This window comes from Streptomyces sp. NPDC127106 (assembly GCF_042677605.1).
Classification (GTDB): Bacteria; Actinomycetota; Actinomycetes; order Streptomycetales; family Streptomycetaceae; genus Streptomyces.
The window spans coordinates 203,367-218,775 of record NZ_JBHXTC010000007.1; the positions used below are offsets into that span (position 1 = coordinate 203,367).

The window sequence follows — 15,409 nt, forward strand, 5'->3', positions numbered from 1 at the left end:
GGGCGGGGCCTTCCCACCCGCCCGGCAGGAAGGCACCCACCCCTACCCGTACATGTTCAGCAGCTGTTCCGCCGAGAGTTCGGGCGGCGCGTCCCCCTCCGTGCCCGGGAGCGGCAGCTCGAACCAGACGGTCTTGCCGCGGTGGGTGCGCCGGGTGCCCCAGCCGGCGGACAGCATGCCGACCAGCTGGAGGCCGCGGCCCCCCTCGTCGGTGTCGCGCGCCCGGCGCCGCCGGGGCTGGACCAGGTTGGCGTCCCACACCTCGCACACCAGGGTCCGGTCCAGCAGCAGCCGGAGCCGGATCTCGCCCTCCCCGTAGCGCAGGGCGTTGGTGACGAGTTCGCTGACGAGCAGTTCGGTGGTGTCGAGGAGCCCTTCCAGGCCCCAGGCGGGCAGTTTGGCGCGGGCCAGTTCGCGGGCGCGGCCCACCGAGCGGGCTTCGCGGGGCAGTTGCCAGTCCCCGACGGCGTCCACGGGGAGCCCTTGGACCCGGGCCATCAGCAGGGCGATGTCGTCCTCGCCGTGGCGGGTGTCGAGGGTGCCGAGGACGTGGTCGCAGACGTCCTCCAGCGGCCGTACGGGGTCGGCGAGGGCCTCGCGCAGGCCGCGCAGCCCCTCCTCCAGCGGGTGGTCGCGGGATTCCACGAGCCCGTCGGTGTAGAGGGCGAGCAGGGCTCCCTCGGGGAGGTCGACCTCGACCTCCTCGAACGGCTCGCCGCCCACGCCGAGGGGCATGCCGGGCGGGACCTCCAGGAGCAGGGCGGGCCGCGGCGGGGCGCCCGGCTCGGGCGGTTCGACGAGGACGGGCGGCATGTGGCCGGCGTTGGCGATGGTGCACCGCCGGGTGACGGGGTCGTAGACGGCGTACACGCAGGTGGCGAGGTACACCTCGGAGCGGTCGGCGTCGCGCGCCTGGAGGGCCGCGCGGGAGGCCTGCTGGGAGCCTCCGGGGGCGCCGAGTCCGCGGGCGATCTCGTCGAGCGCGGCGAGCACCTCGGCCGGCTCCAGGTCGAGGAGTGCCAGGGTGCGTACGGCGGTGCGGAGTTCGCCCATGGCGACGGCGGCCCGCAGGCCGCGGCCCATGACGTCGCCGACGACGAGGGCGGTGCGGTGGCCGGGCAGTTCGATGACGTCGAACCAGTCGCCGCCGACCTCGGTGGCGGCGTTGCCGGGGAGGTAGCGGCAGGCGATGTCGAGGCCGGCCGCTTCGGGGTCGCCGGGCGGGAGGAGGCTGCGCTGCAGGATCAGGGCCCTTTCGTGTTCGCGCCGGTAGAGGCGGGCGTTGTCGATGCAGACGGCGGCGCGGGCGGCGAGTTCGACGGCGACGGCCCGGTCGCGTTCGCCGAAGGGCTCGCTGCCCTTGGTGCGGGAGAACTGGGCGAGTCCGACGACGGTGTCGTGCGCGACCATCGGCACGACGAGCGTGGACTGCACGAGGTCGTCGGGTCCGCCGCCCTCGATGATCCGCGGCCGTGCGGTGCGCAGGGCCAGTGCGCCGGGGGAGGCGGCCGGGTAGCGGTGGGTGTCCCCGACGGCTACGGCCGCGCCGGCCCCGGACAGGGGGGCGTCGGACACGGCGGAGGCGAAGGCGACCCGCCGCAGCGGTGCGGAGGGGACGCGTCCGTTGCGCTGTCCGGGCGGCAGGGAGGGTACGCCGGGGCCTTGGGGGCGGGCGGGCCGGTCGTCGTCGCCGAGCAGCAGCCCCTGGTAGAGGTCGACGGCGGCGAGGTCGCAGAAGCCGGGGACGGTGACGTCGAGGAGTTCGCGGGCGGTGGTCTCCAGGTCGAGGGAGGTCCCGATGCGGTGCCCGGCCTCGTTGAGGAGGGCGAGATTGCGCCGTACGCCGGCGGCCTCGCGGGCGGCGAGGTGGCGGCGGGTGACGTCGGTGCCGATGCCGGCGACGCCGACGGGGCGGCCGCTGGCGCCGTGGACGCGGTAGAGGTTGACGGACCAGTGGCGGTTCTCCCGCCGGCCGGGGGCGGCGCCGGTGATCCGCAGGTCGGTGACGGATTCGCCGGTCTCCAGGACCCTGCGGAGGGCCTCGGTCATCCGGTCGGCCTCCGGGGGCGGGAGGTAGTCGTGGACGGTGCGGCCGCGGTGTTCCTCGACGGCGCCGCCGAAGACGGTGGCGAAGCGGCGGTTGGCCCGTTGGACGGTGAGGTCGGTGCCGAAGAGCAGGAAGCCGAAGGGAGATTGGCCGAATATGGCCTGTGAGGCCGCGAGGTCGGACTCGATGCGGCGCAGCGCGCGGACGTCGACGACGACGCAGAGCGCGGCCCGTTCGGCGGCCTCGGTCTGGGTGGGCATCACGTAGATCTCGGCCACGCCGTGGGCGCCGTTCCCGCCGGGGATACGGAAGGGGACGAGGCCCGTCCATTCCTTGCCGTCGAGGATCTCGGCCACCCGTCGGTGGCCGCCCTCGCGCAGCTCCGGCGGCATGAAGGCGTCGACGGGGTCGCGTCCGACGACCTGGGCGGCGGTCAGTCCGAACAGTTCCTCGGCGCGCAGGCTCCACTGGTCGATGAGGCCGTCCGGTCCGATCGAGAACGATGCGACCTTGATGTAGTCATATATCGAGCCAGGTGGACTGCTGTGCCACAGGGAGTCGTGCCATGCCTCCCCGGGCACACGGGCCTGATGTGCCTGCGCAGGTATCTCGCTCACGCGACCGTCCCCTCCAGCTCACCGCAACCGGACCGGCCATGACCGAAGTATTCAGCACCACGGCCCCGGACGGCACGGCGTTCCCGATCACGAAAAGGTCCCGACTGTTTCGCGCCATACCGGGTGATCGTCGGCCACCCGTCACCTTGTTACTCACCAGGAAGAGCCAACTCGAACCACACCGTCTTGCCCGACTTGCCGCGACGTGTCCCCCAGCGCTGTGCCGCGGTGGCCACCAGGTGCAGCCCGCGGCCGCCTTCGTCGTCGGCTTTCGCGACGCGTTCGCGGGGCGGATCCGGAAGCGGATCGGAGACTTCCACGAGCAGGGCGCCGCTCTCGGTGGGGCTCGCCGGCGGGCCTTCGCGGGCCTGCTCGCGCCGCTCCAGCCGGACCCCGATCGGGCCCGAGGCGTAGCGCAGGGAGTTGGTGACCAGCTCGCTGACCAGCAGGACGGTCACATCGCCGACGGAATCGAGGCCCCAGGAGCGGAGCTGGCCGCGCACGGCGTGGCGTGCGGTGCGGACGGCACCGGGCTCGGCGGGGAAGGCCCACTCGGCACATTCGCCGTCTGTGTCGATCACGCCGATCACTTCCCGGGCCGGCAGCGGCCCCCGTCCGGTTCAGCAGGGAGAGAGCCTCTAGGGGCGGTACATGTTTAGGGACTAATAGCGACATACCCGATATTTGAGGCGTCGTACCACGCATCCCCCGGGTACCGGCGCACTGTGGCACGGACGGACGGGAACGCAAGCCTCATGCGCCCCGGTGCGACCCGGTGTGCGCTGCGCGCAGCCTGCGCCCGATCTCGGCCACCGCCGGCCGGTCCTGGTCGAGCCAGTCCACGGAGTCCAGTTCCCCGGGTTCGAGCCAGCGCAGCTCGTCGTGGTCCTCCAGGGGCGCGGGTACGCCGGAGACCAGGCGGGCGGTCCAGACGTGCAGGACGAGTCCGGGCTTGAGCGGCCACTCCCCCGGGATGCGCTCCAGCGGCTCGGCCTCCACGCCGAGCTCCTCGCGCAGTTCGCGGACCAGCGCCTCGGGGTCGGTTTCGCCGGGTTCGGCCTTGCCTCCGGGCAGCTCCCAGCGGCCGGCCAGCTCCGGGGGCGCGCTGCGCCGGGCGGCCAGCAGGCGGCCCTGATGACAAAGGGCTCCGCCCACGACCACACGTTCCGTCATGGGGCGGAGCCTATGCCAAGGCCGCGACGCTCAGTTCGTGGTGGCCGTCTGGCCGATGCGCTCGACCCAGTAGAGCTGCTCGTGGCCGCGGTCGTCGAGGCTGTCGACCACCTTCTGCGCCTCGGCGCGGGTGGGGTAACGGCCCACCCGGTAGCGGTTGCCGTTGTCGTCCTGACGTATGACCAGCCACGGGAGCAGGGCACCGCTGTCGTTCATCGCGTCTCACCCTCCGCCGATCCACCTGCCCGGGAAACCCCATTGCGCATATGCCCGAGCTTACGCCCGACCTTTACTGAGCGGATACGGTTTTTCACGAAGAGGAACCTCGGCGGCGTACGCATCCGGCCATGCGTACGAGTGAGCCGCGCACGCCGGTCCGGACCGGGCGCACCACGCGGGCGGGCGGGCTCCCGTACGCGCCCCTCCGCCAGGGCCTCGCCGGTGCTCCGGCCCTGGCCGGACGGCCCGCGCGCGCCCCCCGCCCCTTCGGCGGGCAGCCCCGGCGCAGGGGCGCGGCGGGGGCGTGCGCAGCGCGGCGGCGCGGGAGCGGGCGAGGGGGCGCGCGGCGGGGCCCGGCGCAACCGCGCAGGCCCGCAGCGAACCGGAGCCACCGGCGCCGGTCGGGATCGCGCCGAAACCCGCCGGTAGGTTTACCGCACCGGGAGGTGGTAGGCGAGGCGGTAGCGGTCCGCCGGGACCACCACGTCAGCGGTTTCGACGGCCCGGCCGGAGGCGTAGTAGGTCCGGCCGATCACCAGCACGACATGGCCCGGGACGCCGCCGAGCAGGGCGATCTCCTCGGCGAGGCCCGGCCGCGCCCCGACCTCCTCCACCACGTTGTCGACGACGAGGTCGATCGCGGCCATCCGGTCGACGACCCCGGAGCCGCCCAGGGGGCCCTCCTCGGGCAGCATCACCGGGGTCCGGCCGGTGAGCGCCAGCGGCTCCCACGAGGTGGACAGCATCATCACCTCGCCCGCGTCGCGGAAGACGTACCGCGTCCGCATGACCCGCTCGCCCGGCTCGATGCCGAGCCGCTGCGCGACCACGGCGGGGGCGGCCGCCTGCTCGCTGCTGGACTCCCACGTCCCCCGGGCGCCCGCCTCCGCCTGCTCCTGGCGGAACGGTGTCGACGGCCCGCCCGTGCGGTAGCCGGAGCGGGCCACCCGCCGCGGCACCGGCTGCTCCCGTACGTACGTGCCCGAGCCGGAGCGGCCCTCGACCAGGCCTTCGGCCATGAGGACCTTGCGCGCCTCCAGCGCCACGGTGTCGGAGACCCCGTACTCCTCGCGGATCCGGGCCTGCGAGGGGAGCCGGGCGTGCGGGGGCAGGGACCCATCGACGATCTTCTGTCGCAGATCCCCGGCGACGCGCAGATAGGCCGGCTGCTCACCGAAAGCCACTGAGGCCCTCCCATCAGGTTGACAGACAGCCACACCCTCGCAACGGTCGGTTGCGCGCCGCAAGCGAGGGCCAGGGTTTCACTCGAAGTGATGAAGGCTGGTCACCCAAACCCGTTACCGCGCGTTACGCACACCGGTTTCAGGCAGGCGCCGCCGAGGTCCTGCCGCCCGTCGACCCACCGGATCCGCCGCCCGGGCCCCCGTCCGCCCCGCCGCCCGGCTCGTCCTCGGACAGCCAGTCCGGCACCACGGTCGACAGCCCGTACGCCCCGCGCAGCGCCTGCTCCGTGGCCACCGTCAACGCGGCCCCCGCCCGGTCCCAGCCCTCCTGGAAGTCCGCCGGCCGGACCGCCGCGCCCGCCTGCTGCCACGCCCGGCGCGCCGCCGCGACCTCCTTCAGCTGCGCCCGCGCCGGCCCGGCCAGCTCCGGCCGGCGCGCCGCGGCCTCCTCCAGCACCCGGGACTCCCCGGCCAGCGCCCGGTCCACCTCGCGGGCCCACGCGCGGTACGCCGGCAGGGCCTCGTCGAGGTCTTCGTCGGGGGCGCGCCCCAGCGCCAGGTCGACCTCGTTCATCGCGTGCAGGAAGGTCACCTGGTCCGGCTCCAGCATCCCGGCGTCACGGCGCAGGCTGCCGCGGTGCTCCTCCCCGGCCGTGCCGATCACGCACAGCAGCCGCCGCTCGTCGCCCGGCCCCTCCCGCGGGGGCGCGAACCAGAACAGGTCCGCGTACGCCGGCAGCGCCCAGGAGTCCATGGCGTAGGCGTCCTGGGCGCGCCAGCAGGCGTCCGTGGCCGCACTCTTCATCTGCCGGCTGCCGCGGAACTGCACCGGGTCGAAGCGGGTCGAGGAGGTGACCTCCCCGTGGTGCACCTCCGTGCAGGCGACCCGGTAGAACAGCGGGTCCTCGTGGAGCAGGTCCCCGCCGGGGACGTTGAAGCAGTCCCCCGCCCGCAGCTCGTCGATGTCGGCGACCTCCCCCGCGACGTCCTCGTACGGCGAGAGTCCGTCGAAGCGGGAGAAGAGCGGCGCGGCGGCCCGGTCCACGGCCAGCACCAGCAGCACGGTCGTCACGAGCGACACGACCAGGCCGGTGATCGCCAGCGGCTTGCCCCGCTCGCCCTTCCCGGCGATCTGGACGAGGGCCACGATCCCGAAGACGATGCCGAGCGGCGGCAGGCACACCAGCCCGACCAGCAGCGACGCGAGCGCGAAGCCGTTGAGTTCCGGTTCCCCTTGGTCCTGCCGGGGGGACGGAGCCGGCCAGTGGGGCGGCGGCTGGGTGCTCACGGGGTACGGCTCCATCGCAGGGTGACGCGAACGAATGCGCGAAACAGTACACAGCGGGGGCGACCGTGGTGCCGGTCGCCCCCGCCGGTTCCGGTTCACCCCGCCGGTGGTGCGCGGCGGTGATGCCGGATCAGGACCGTGGCTCAGGAGGCTGGTTCAGGGCCGAGGCTCAGAACTGCAGCGCCCACGAGTCGATCTTGCCGGTGTCGATGTTGGCGTTGTCGTTCACCCGCAGCTTCCAGACACCGTTGGCGACCTCGGAGGAGGCGTTGACGGAGTAGGTCTGCAGGATGTTGTCCGCGCTGCCGCCACCGCGGTTGTGCAGGGTGTAGACGGAGCCGTCGGGGGCGACGAGGTCGACCTTCAGGTCACCGATGTACGTGTGCTTGATGTCGACCGAGACGCCCAGCGCGGCGGGGGCGTTGCCGGAGACGCCGCTGACGGTCAGCGGGGACTCGACGGTCGCGTTGTCGTTGATGGCGAAGTCGGCGGTGTTCTCGAAGCGCGGCCCGTCCGGCGGGGTGGTGCCGCCGCCGACGAACAGCAGGCGGTTCGGGGAGCCGGTGCCGGGGCTGGTCACCACGTTCGGGGTGGCCGCGGCCACCAGGGCGGAGGCGACCTGGGCCGGGGTGTTGGACGGGTTCTGCGCGAGGTGCAGGGCGGCCGCGCCGGCGACGTGCGGCGTGGCCATCGAGGTGCCGGAGATGGTGTTGGTGGCGGTGTCGCCGGTGCCCCAGGCGGAGGTGATGGAGGAGCCGGGGGCGAAGAGGTCCAGGACGGTGCCGTAGTTGGAGAAGCTGGACTTGGCGTCGGTGCTGGTGGTGGAGCCGACCGTGATGGCCTCGGTGACGCGGGCCGGGGACTTGGTGCTGGCGTTGGTGGACTCGTTGCCCGCCGCGACCGCGTACGTGACGCCGGAGGCTATGGAGTTGCGGACGGCGGTGTCGAGGGCGGAGTCGGCCCCGCCGCCGAGGGACATGTTGGCCACGGCCGGCTTGACCGCGTTCCGGGTCACCCAGTCGATGCCGGCGACGACCTGGGCCGTCGTACCGGAGCCGTTGTTGTCGAGGACGCGGACGGCGACGATCTTCGCCTTCTTGGCGACGCCGTAGCCGCCGCCGGCGACGGTGCCGGCGACGTGCGTGCCGTGCCCGTGGCCGTCCTGGGCGGTGTTGTCGTTGTCGATGGCGTCGAAGCCGTAGGAGGCGCGGCCGCCGAAGTCGGTGTGGGTGATGCGCACGCCGGTGTCGATGATGTACGCGGTCACGCCCTCGCCGGCCTTGTCGGGGTACGTGTAGCTGCTGTTCAGCGGGAGCGCGCGCTGGTCGATGCGGTCCAGGCCCCAGGAGGGCGGGCTGGGCTGGGTACCCTGGGCTCCCTGGGTGCCGTCGACCGTGAAGACGCGGTTCTGCACGACGGACGCGACCACCGGGTCCGCGGCGAGCTTGCGGGCCTGCGCCTCGGACACCTCGACGGAGTAACCGTTGAGGGCGGCGCTGTAGGTGCGGTCGATCCGGGCGCCGTACTTCTTGGCGACGGCCTTGCCGCCGGGCTCGGTCGAGCGGGTGGTGTCCTTCAGGGTCACGATGTAGCTGCCGGCCACGGAGCCGGGGGCGCCGGCGTTCTCGATGACGCCCTGCGCGCCGGAGTCGGCCGCGGAGGCGGGGAGTGCGGCGGCGGTGCCGAGGGCGAGGGCCAGGGCGGCGGCCGCGCCGATCCCGGCGGCCTTCCGGCGGGTGTGACGCATGGACATGTGGGGGGTCCTCCTCGTCGGTGGTGCTCTTCGGGGATCCGGGGCGGCGTCGCGGGGCGTCGTGCGGGTGGGGACACGACCATGACGGAGCACACGCATATGGACATGGTCATGACAAACCGCGGAGGGGCTGCCACGCTGCCGCCTCCGAAAGGTTGGCCCAGCGGTTCGGCATCCCACAAGGGGAAGGCGAACGCGTAACATCCGTGCCATACAACGGCCATGAACGAGCAAAGGTGCTCCGCACATGACGCACGCAATCCCCGGATACGTCTGCCCCGACGACGGCACGCGCGCGGATGCCCGAACGGCGCCCTGGTGCTGCCCCGTCTGCAGCGGCCCGTGGGACCTCGACTTCACACCGGATCCGGCCACCGAGCTCACTCCCTCCGCCGGACCCAACTCGCTCTGGCGGTACGGCTCCGCACTGCCCCTGCCGGGCGCTTTCTCCGTCACCCTCTCGGAGGGCAACACCCCGCTGGTCCCGCTCGCGGAGCGGATTCACGCCAAGCTCGACTTCCTGATGCCGACGGGTTCGTTCAAGGACCGGGGTGCGGTGATGCTCGTGGAACTGGCCCGGCGGCTGGGTCCGGAGCGGGTGATCGCGGACAGCAGCGGCAACGCGGGAACGGCCGTGGCGGCGTACTGCGCCCGCGCCGGGCTGAGTTGTGAAATTTTCGTGCCCGAGGGCACCTCGGCGAAGAAGACCGATCAGATGCGGGCATACGGCGCCACCGTCCGCGTCGTCCCGGGCGGCCGGGAGGCCACCGCCGAGGCGGCGCGGGCCGAGGCCGACCTCCCCGGGGTCTTCTACGCCAGCCACGTCTTCAACCCGTACTTCCTGCACGGCACCAAGACGTACGCGTACGAGGTCTGGGAGGGGCTCGGCGGCCGGCTCCCCGAGGCCCTCGTCCTCCCCGTCGGCAACGGCACCCTGCTGCTGGGTGCCGCCCTGGCGGTGGAGGAGCTGGCCCGGCGCGGGGTGCGCCCGCCGGCGCTGATCGCGGTCCAGGCGGCGGCGGTGTCCCCGCTGGCCGCGGCGTTCGAGGCGGGCGCGGAGGACGTGGACCCGGTGGAGCAGCGGCCCACGCTGGCCGAGGGGATCGCGATCCCGGCCCCGCCGCGGGCCCGGCAGATCCTGGCGGCGGTCCGCAAGTCCGGCGGCACCTTCCTGACCGTGTCCGAGGAGGCCCTGCGCGCCGCGCAGCGGGACCTGGCGGGGCGGGGGCTCTTCGTGGAGCCGACCGCGGCGGCCTGCTGGGCGGCGGTGGGCCCGTCGGCCCCGCCGCACCACCTGGGCGGCCGCACGGCGGTGGTCCCCCTGTGCGGTACGGGCCTGAAGGCGGGCCTGGCCCCCTGAGCCGGGCTGGGGGCGCCGCGGCGGAGGGTGCGGTGCCGGGGAGCGGCGGACGTAGATGTCGCAAAACTGCCAGTCAGGGGCGGGGGTCGTCTGCTGAACTGACCCCATGACCAACCGTGTTGACCTTGCCCGCCGCTTCACCGCCCTGCACACCCCCGGCGCCCCGCTCGCCCTGGCCAACGCCTGGGACGTGGTGAGCGCCCGGCTCGTCGAGGCGGCCGGCGCCCCGGCCGTCGCCACCACCAGCGCCGGGGTCGCCTGGTCCCTCGGCGCCCCCGACGGGGACTCCCTGGCCCGGGACCGCGCGCTCGACCTGGTCGCCCGGGTGGCCGGCGCCGTCTCCGTCCCCGTCACCGCCGACATCGAGGGCGGCTTCGGCGCCGACCCGGCCGGGGTCGGGGAGACCGTCACCGGGGTCATCGAAGCCGGCGCGGTCGGCATCAACATCGAGGACGGCAGCCGCGAGCCCGCCGAGCACGCGGAGCGCCTGGCCGCGGCCCGCGCCGCAGCGGACACCGCCGGGGTCCCGCTGTACGTCAACGCGCGGATCGACACGTTCCTCTTCGGCCTGGGCGACCCTGCGGGCCGGCTCGACGCGACCCTGTCCCGAGCCGCCGCCTACCTGCGGGCGGGCGCCTCGGGCATCTTCGTGCCCGGGGTCACCGACCCGGCCGTGGTGACCGAGCTCGCCCGGGGGATCGACGCCCCGCTGAACGTCCTGGCCGGGCCCGGCGCCCCGTCCGTGGCCGAGTTCGGCACGCTGGGCGTGGCCCGCGTCAGCCTCGGGTCCTGGGTCGCGGAGGCCGCGTACGGCGTGGTGCGCCGCGCCGCCGAGGAGCTCCTCGCGGACGGCACGTACACCACGGTCACCGACGCCCTCGCGTACGGGGAGCTGAACGGCCTCCTCAAGGGCTGATCCGGTCGGCCGTCCCTTCGGCCGGTCCGGTGGGCCGGACCAGCCGACCGGGCCGGTCGACCGGTCGACCGGGCTGGGGCCTGGCCGGTCGCCCGGCCCCGGCTGTACCGGGCGCGGGCCCGTCACCCGTCAGTCTTCGGCTGCCCGTTCGTACAGGGCCCGGGCCCGCTCGTCGAACAGCGCGGCCGTGGAGTCCACGTCCGTGTCCCCACCGCTGAGTACGCCGATCAGCCGGCCCGGGCTGCCCGGCCCGCCCCGGTCGGCGATGAAGGGGCTGCCGCTGGTGCCCGTCCAGAAGCCGGCGCAGCTGATGTACAGCATGGCCGGGTCGTCCTCGTCGTGGGTGGTCTGCGTGGTGCAGGAGACGGGTTTGTTCTGCGGGTTCCGGCCGGATTCGGGGTAGCCGACCACCGTCACGTCCCGCTCGTAGCCGGAGGTCCACTCGGGCGCCGGGGCCTCCCCGGCGCCTACGGCCTGCTGGACGGTCATCCCGTCCTCGTCCGGCTCGATGCTGAGGAAGGCGTAGTCCGCGGTGTCCTCGCCCCACCTCGTCCACCGCTCGTCCACGTGGACCGCCCGGACCTTCCACACGCCGAGCGGCTGCCTGCCCGCGCCCTCGCCCGAGAAGGCGGGGGCGAAGGACAGCTCGCCGATCTCCCGGCCGTCGTGGGCCACCCCGCCGGGCTCGCCGTTCTCCCCGGCCGGGGCCACGCAGTGCGCGGCGGTCGCGACGACGGTGCCCTTGGGGCTGTCGACGACGCTCGCCGTGCACCAGTGCTCCCCGTTCGCCATGAGCACGCCGACCCCCGGGAAGGGGTGCACGGCGCCCGCGTCCTCGTCCGTCGCCTTGACGAAGCCGACGGCGAGAGCCGCCGCCACACCGGCGGCGGCCGCCGCGGAGGCCCCCCTCACGACGGCGTTCAGCGCACGCCGGGATCGGGGGTCGGTGCCAACATCACCTTGCTGATCCACTCCAGGGAGCCCTCCCTCATACCGCGAACATACGACTTTCCGTTGTGCTCACCATCCTGGATCACCTGCAGCCGGGTGCGCACGGGGCCCCTGCCGTACTCCTTCATGAACTTCTCGGCCTTGTCGCGGCCGCTCTCCGCGGTGCCGATCTGGAAGTTGATGTAGACCTCCGGGCCGCCCGAGGCGATCAGTTTCTGGGCCAGCTTCTCGGGATTGTTCGCGTCCATGGCCTGCTTGTTCCCGTTCCACAGCGGGGAGTCGGGGACGATGTCGACGCCGCTCGCGATGGCCGCCTTGAAGCGGTCGGGGTGCTTCAGGACGTGCTTGAACGCGCCGAAGCCGCCCGAGGAGGAGCCCATGATGGCCCACCCGTCGCGGGAGGTGAAGGTGCGGAAATTGGCCTTCGTGAAAGCCGGGACGTCATCGGCCATCCAGGTGCCCATCTTGGGCTGGCCGGGGATGTCCGAGCCGTCGAAGTGGTGCTTGGTGTCGGCGTTGATCACCGGCATGACGAGGATGAAGGGCAGGCTGGTCCCCGCCTTCGCCCCGTCGGCCACGGCCTGCTGCAGGCCCAGGCCCGGGCCCGTGCCCCAGTAGTTCTTGGGGTAGCCGCGGCCTCCGGGCAGCGAGATCAGGACCGGGAAGGCGCTCTTGGCGTACTTCGGGTCGTCGTATTCCTTGGGCACCCAGACCCACACGTCGCCGGTGAAACCCGACTTCGCGCCGGTCAGCGTCGTCTTGGCGATCTGGGTGCCGTCGGGCAGGCGGCTGGTGCGGACGAAGGCCGCCTTCGGGCCGGTGGGCATGCTGACCCCCGGCCGGACGTCCTGGGTTGCGGCCGATTGCTTGACCTTGTCGAAGGACATGGGATCCCCTATGTCCGAGAAGAGGCCGAACTTGTACGCCGCCCCGCCCCCGGCGGTCAGTGCGAACGCGAGCCCGCCGACGATCAGAAGCCGGCGCAGGCGGCGCTTGGGACGCGGCCGGCCCGTGGTCACGGGGCCCTCCTCGACCGCGAGGCGGCCGTCGCCCTGGAGCTGGTCATGCTGCACGAATTGTCCCGTTCCCTCTCCGGCGCCCGGACGGGCGCGGGTCGGACCGATCGGTCCCCCTTACACCCGTTACAGAGGCTTCAACGACCGGATGGGTTGCCTGGGACGGGCGTGACGTGGTGCGGGCCACCCCGCCCCGGGCGCCGTGCTGCGTGCCTGGTCGGCCGGGGAGGATCAGCCCGCTTCGGGCTTGGGGGCCTTGAGCACCTTGCTGATCCACTCCAGGGAGCCTTCCTTCATGCCCCGGACGTAGTGCCAGCCGTTGTGCTCGCCGTTCTGGATGTCGCGGATGGTGGTCTTGACGGGGCCCTTCCCGTACTCCTGCTGGAACTTGACCATCCGGTCCTTGCCGCCCTCCTTCGTGCCGATCTGGAAGTTGATGTAGACCTCCGGACCCTTGCTGTCGATCAGCTTCTTGGCGAGCTTCTCCGGGTTGTTCGCGTCCATCTCCGCCTGGTGGCCCTTCCACAGCGGGGAGTCGGGGACGATCTCGCCACCGCTGGCGATCACGGCCTTGAACTTGTCCGGGTGCTGGAGGACGGTCTTCATGCCGACGAAGGCACCGGAGGACGAGCCCATGAAGGCCCAGCCGTCACGGGACTTGTACGTCCGGAAGTTGGCCTTGGCGAAGTTCGGGACGTCCTCGGCCATCCAGGTGCCCATCTTGGGCTGGCCGGGGATGTCCGAGCCGTCGTAGTAGTACTTGGTGTCCGGGTTGAGCACCGGCATGATCACGACGTACGGCAGGCTGGTGCCGGCCTGGACGCCGTCGCTGATCGCCTTGTGCAGGCCGAGGCTGCGGTCGGCCCAGTAGTTGGTCGGGTAGCCCTCGCCGCCGGGGAGCGCGATGAGCACCGGGAAGCCGCTCTTGGCGTACTTCGGGTCGTCGTACTGCTTGGGGGCCCAGACCCACACGTCGCCGGTGAAACCCGACTTCGCGCCGACCAGCGTCGTCTTGGCGACGATCGTGCCGTCGTCGAGCTTGGCGGTCTGCTTGAACTCGGCCTTCGGGCCGGTCGGCATCTGCACGTCCGGGTCACCGGACGGCTTGGCCGCCTGCGCCCCGCCCTGGGCGCCGTCGCCGGAGCCCTTGCCGGCCGCCTGGTCCTTGCCGAAGCTCACGGTCTCGCCGTTGCCCGAGAACCACTCCATCTTCCAGGCCGCGAAGCCACCGCCGCCCAGCAGCAGGACCAGCGCCAGTGTGGCGCTGATCCACATCGCCCGGCGGGATCGCCTGCGCGGCGGCTCGGAGTCCGACGCGTACGCGTCGTCGCCGGGCCGCGGGCGTATGTGGGCGCTCGGGTCCGGGCAGGGCGGACCGGCCGGGTACGACTCGTGCGGGTGCTCGAACCCCTCGTGCCCCGGTGGCGGTGGCGGCTGCTGCGCGTGCGGATCCGGGTACGGCTGACGACCGCGCTGCTCCGCGTACGGCTGGTACCCCTGCGGCGCCTGCCGCGGCGGCTGGTCCTCGTACTGCGGGTACGGCGGGCGCGGCTGACCCTCGGGCCGCTGGCGCTGCGGGTACTGGTGCACGGACTTCGCTCCGAACGGTCTTGGCTGCCCCCGAGCGGGACAGAAGCTGTGGGCATCCCCCTTGCTTCTGATGTGCGAATGCAGCATTCCGTTCCAAGAACCGGCAAAAAGACGAACTGAATATCGGCCCGCGGGAACCTGCCGGGCGAAGATCACCTCAGGGCGTCACACACCCGCACACACCGCCCCGACCAACCGGACCAGCAGTTCGCGCTCCCCCTCCGCCACCGCGGCGGCGGAGGCCTGCTCCATGACGGCGCGCCCTCTGATGTCGACGATGACGTACGGCTCCGCCTGCTCACGTTGCGCCTTCTCTGTGAGGGCGTCGGCTCGGGAAGCTGCTCTCGCCTGACGCCGGTTGTAGACGAGAGCCCAAAACGCGGCCGTCGTCGAGAAGACGAGAGCCGTCACGGAGATGATCACCGTGGCGACCTGGACCGATGAGTCACTCATGGTCGGACGCTAGGCGTGTGGCCGGTCATGGCGCGGCACGTTGCCGAAAACCACCAGACCGGGTTCGTTGGCTCTCCGGCCTGAGCTGCGGGCCGCTACCGTGAAGCCATGACCGCACTGCCCGACTGGATGCGCCCGCCGCGCGCGGAAGGCTGGTTCGCGGAGGACCTGGACCATCTCCCCGAGGCGCCCCGCCACACCGAGCTGATCGACGGAGCCCTCGTCTTCATGATGTCGCCCCAGCGGTCCTGGCACGGCCGCCTCGTCACCGCCCTGACCACCACGCTCATGGCGCAGGCACCAGCCGGCTTCGAGGTCGAGCGCGAGATGACGATCCGCCTCGATGCCCGCAACCGCCCCGAACCGGACCTTCTGCTGACGACACTGCCGTACGACCCCGACCGCACCTGGTACGCCCCGGAGGACGTGAAGCTCGTCGTGGAGGCGGTGTCACCCGAGTCCGCCCATCGCGATCGCACCGTGAAGCTCCGCAAGTACGCGGAGGCCGGCATCCCGCACTACTGGTGCATCGAGGACGAGGACGGGGCACCCGTCGTCCACGTCTACGAGCTCGACGAACCCACCGGCGCCTACGCGCCCGCCGGCATCTTTCGGGGCACCCTCCAGCGCCCGGTCCCCTTCGAAGTCAGCTTGGAGCTCGACAAGCTCACGCCGCCCCGAAGCAGTTGAAAAGTCAGCACCAAGTCAGCACGGGAATGCGGGAAGGGGGGGGGGGGGCCGCGGCCCGCGCGCGGCCGCCCCCCCCCCCCGCGGCCCCACCCACGACGAGGGAACACGGGGCGATAACCGGTAGGGGTGAGGTTGGAGCAGGGCGCGCCCCC

14 protein-coding genes are annotated in these 15,409 nt (G+C 72.8%); 3 read left to right on the forward strand and 11 right to left on the reverse strand.

All coding sequences use genetic code 11. From position 1 onward, the window contains the following. Positions 1–42: 42 nt before the first annotated feature. From ACFVGY_RS10300 to ACFVGY_RS10330, 7 genes are all read right to left on the reverse strand, one after another. Complete coding sequence (locus ACFVGY_RS10300; RefSeq protein ID WP_385673890.1) at positions 43–2,664, reverse strand: SpoIIE family protein phosphatase; 2,622 nt, start codon at positions 2,662–2,664, stop codon at positions 43–45. Between the two features lie 149 nt (positions 2,665–2,813). Continuing rightward, a complete protein-coding gene (locus ACFVGY_RS10305; RefSeq protein WP_385673893.1) occupies positions 2,814–3,254 on the reverse strand; it encodes an ATP-binding protein in 441 nt (146 codons plus the stop codon). 163 nt (positions 3,255–3,417) lie between these two features. Next, positions 3,418–3,837 (reverse strand): (deoxy)nucleoside triphosphate pyrophosphohydrolase, encoded by a 420-nt coding sequence (locus ACFVGY_RS10310; protein WP_385673896.1) that lies wholly within the window; start codon positions 3,835–3,837, stop codon positions 3,418–3,420. Positions 3,838–3,867: 30 nt separating this feature from the next. Then, positions 3,868–4,053, reverse strand: a complete 186-nt coding sequence (locus tag ACFVGY_RS10315; protein WP_361099462.1) for an SPOR domain-containing protein — start codon at positions 4,051–4,053, stop codon at positions 3,868–3,870. A 434-nt stretch (positions 4,054–4,487) separates the two neighbouring features. Further along, positions 4,488–5,240 carry a GntR family transcriptional regulator gene (locus ACFVGY_RS10320; RefSeq protein ID WP_385673899.1) on the reverse strand — a complete coding sequence of 251 codons (753 nt, stop codon included), beginning with the start codon at positions 5,238–5,240 and terminating at the stop codon, positions 4,488–4,490. Between the two features lie 139 nt (positions 5,241–5,379). After that, positions 5,380–6,528: a DUF4190 domain-containing protein gene (locus tag ACFVGY_RS10325; protein WP_385673902.1), complete on the reverse strand. Its 1,149-nt coding sequence runs from the start codon at positions 6,526–6,528 to the stop codon at positions 5,380–5,382. Between the two features lie 169 nt (positions 6,529–6,697). After that, complete coding sequence (locus tag ACFVGY_RS10330; RefSeq protein ID WP_385674008.1) at positions 6,698–8,275, reverse strand: S8 family peptidase; 1,578 nt, start codon at positions 8,273–8,275, stop codon at positions 6,698–6,700. Between the two features lie 253 nt (positions 8,276–8,528). Here ACFVGY_RS10330 and ACFVGY_RS10335 point away from each other — a divergent pair, with 253 nt between their 5' ends. Then, positions 8,529–9,641 (forward strand): pyridoxal-phosphate dependent enzyme, encoded by a 1,113-nt coding sequence (locus ACFVGY_RS10335; RefSeq protein ID WP_385673905.1) that lies wholly within the window; start codon positions 8,529–8,531, stop codon positions 9,639–9,641. Positions 9,642–9,747: 106 nt separating this feature from the next. Beyond that, positions 9,748–10,557 (forward strand): isocitrate lyase/phosphoenolpyruvate mutase family protein, encoded by an 810-nt coding sequence (locus tag ACFVGY_RS10340; protein ID WP_385673908.1) that lies wholly within the window; start codon positions 9,748–9,750, stop codon positions 10,555–10,557. A 129-nt stretch (positions 10,558–10,686) separates the two neighbouring features. Here the strand turns inward: ACFVGY_RS10340 and ACFVGY_RS10345 are convergent, their stop codons facing one another. From ACFVGY_RS10345 to ACFVGY_RS10360, 4 genes are all read right to left on the reverse strand, one after another. Further along, complete coding sequence (locus tag ACFVGY_RS10345) at positions 10,687–11,469, reverse strand: trypsin-like serine peptidase (protein WP_385673911.1); 783 nt, start codon at positions 11,467–11,469, stop codon at positions 10,687–10,689. Positions 11,470–11,477: 8 nt separating this feature from the next. Then, positions 11,478–12,581, reverse strand: a complete 1,104-nt coding sequence (locus ACFVGY_RS10350) for an alpha/beta hydrolase (RefSeq protein ID WP_385673915.1) — start codon at positions 12,579–12,581, stop codon at positions 11,478–11,480. A 174-nt stretch (positions 12,582–12,755) separates the two neighbouring features. Next, the gene (locus ACFVGY_RS10355; protein WP_385673918.1) at positions 12,756–14,114 is read right to left on the reverse strand and encodes an alpha/beta hydrolase; all 1,359 of its coding nucleotides are present in this window, start codon (positions 14,112–14,114) and stop codon (positions 12,756–12,758) included. A 165-nt stretch (positions 14,115–14,279) separates the two neighbouring features. Continuing rightward, complete coding sequence (locus ACFVGY_RS10360) at positions 14,280–14,567, reverse strand: hypothetical protein (protein WP_385673921.1); 288 nt, start codon at positions 14,565–14,567, stop codon at positions 14,280–14,282. A gap of 108 nt (positions 14,568–14,675) precedes the next feature. Between ACFVGY_RS10360 and ACFVGY_RS10365 the strand changes: the two genes are divergently transcribed. Further along, the gene (locus ACFVGY_RS10365; protein WP_385673923.1) at positions 14,676–15,257 is read left to right on the forward strand and encodes a Uma2 family endonuclease; all 582 of its coding nucleotides are present in this window, start codon (positions 14,676–14,678) and stop codon (positions 15,255–15,257) included. Positions 15,258–15,409: the final 152 nt, after the last annotated feature.

What these genes read in the sequence shown, in the direction of transcription:
- ACFVGY_RS10360 (WP_385673921.1), bottom strand. Translation starts at nt 14,567, where the DNA reads ATGAGTGACTCATCGGTCCAGGTCGCCACGGTGATCATCTCCGTGACG.
- ACFVGY_RS10310 (WP_385673896.1), bottom strand. Translation starts at nt 3,837, where the DNA reads ATGACGGAACGTGTGGTCGTGGGCGGAGCCCTTTGTCATCAGGGCCGC.
- ACFVGY_RS10340 (WP_385673908.1), top strand. Translation starts at nt 9,748, where the DNA reads ATGACCAACCGTGTTGACCTTGCCCGCCGCTTCACCGCCCTGCACACC.
- ACFVGY_RS10330 (WP_385674008.1), bottom strand. Translation starts at nt 8,275, where the DNA reads ATGCGTCACACCCGCCGGAAGGCCGCCGGGATCGGCGCGGCCGCCGCC.
- ACFVGY_RS10315 (WP_361099462.1), bottom strand. Translation starts at nt 4,053, where the DNA reads ATGAACGACAGCGGTGCCCTGCTCCCGTGGCTGGTCATACGTCAGGAC.
- ACFVGY_RS10335 (WP_385673905.1), top strand. Translation starts at nt 8,529, where the DNA reads ATGACGCACGCAATCCCCGGATACGTCTGCCCCGACGACGGCACGCGC.
- ACFVGY_RS10365 (WP_385673923.1), top strand. Translation starts at nt 14,676, where the DNA reads ATGACCGCACTGCCCGACTGGATGCGCCCGCCGCGCGCGGAAGGCTGG.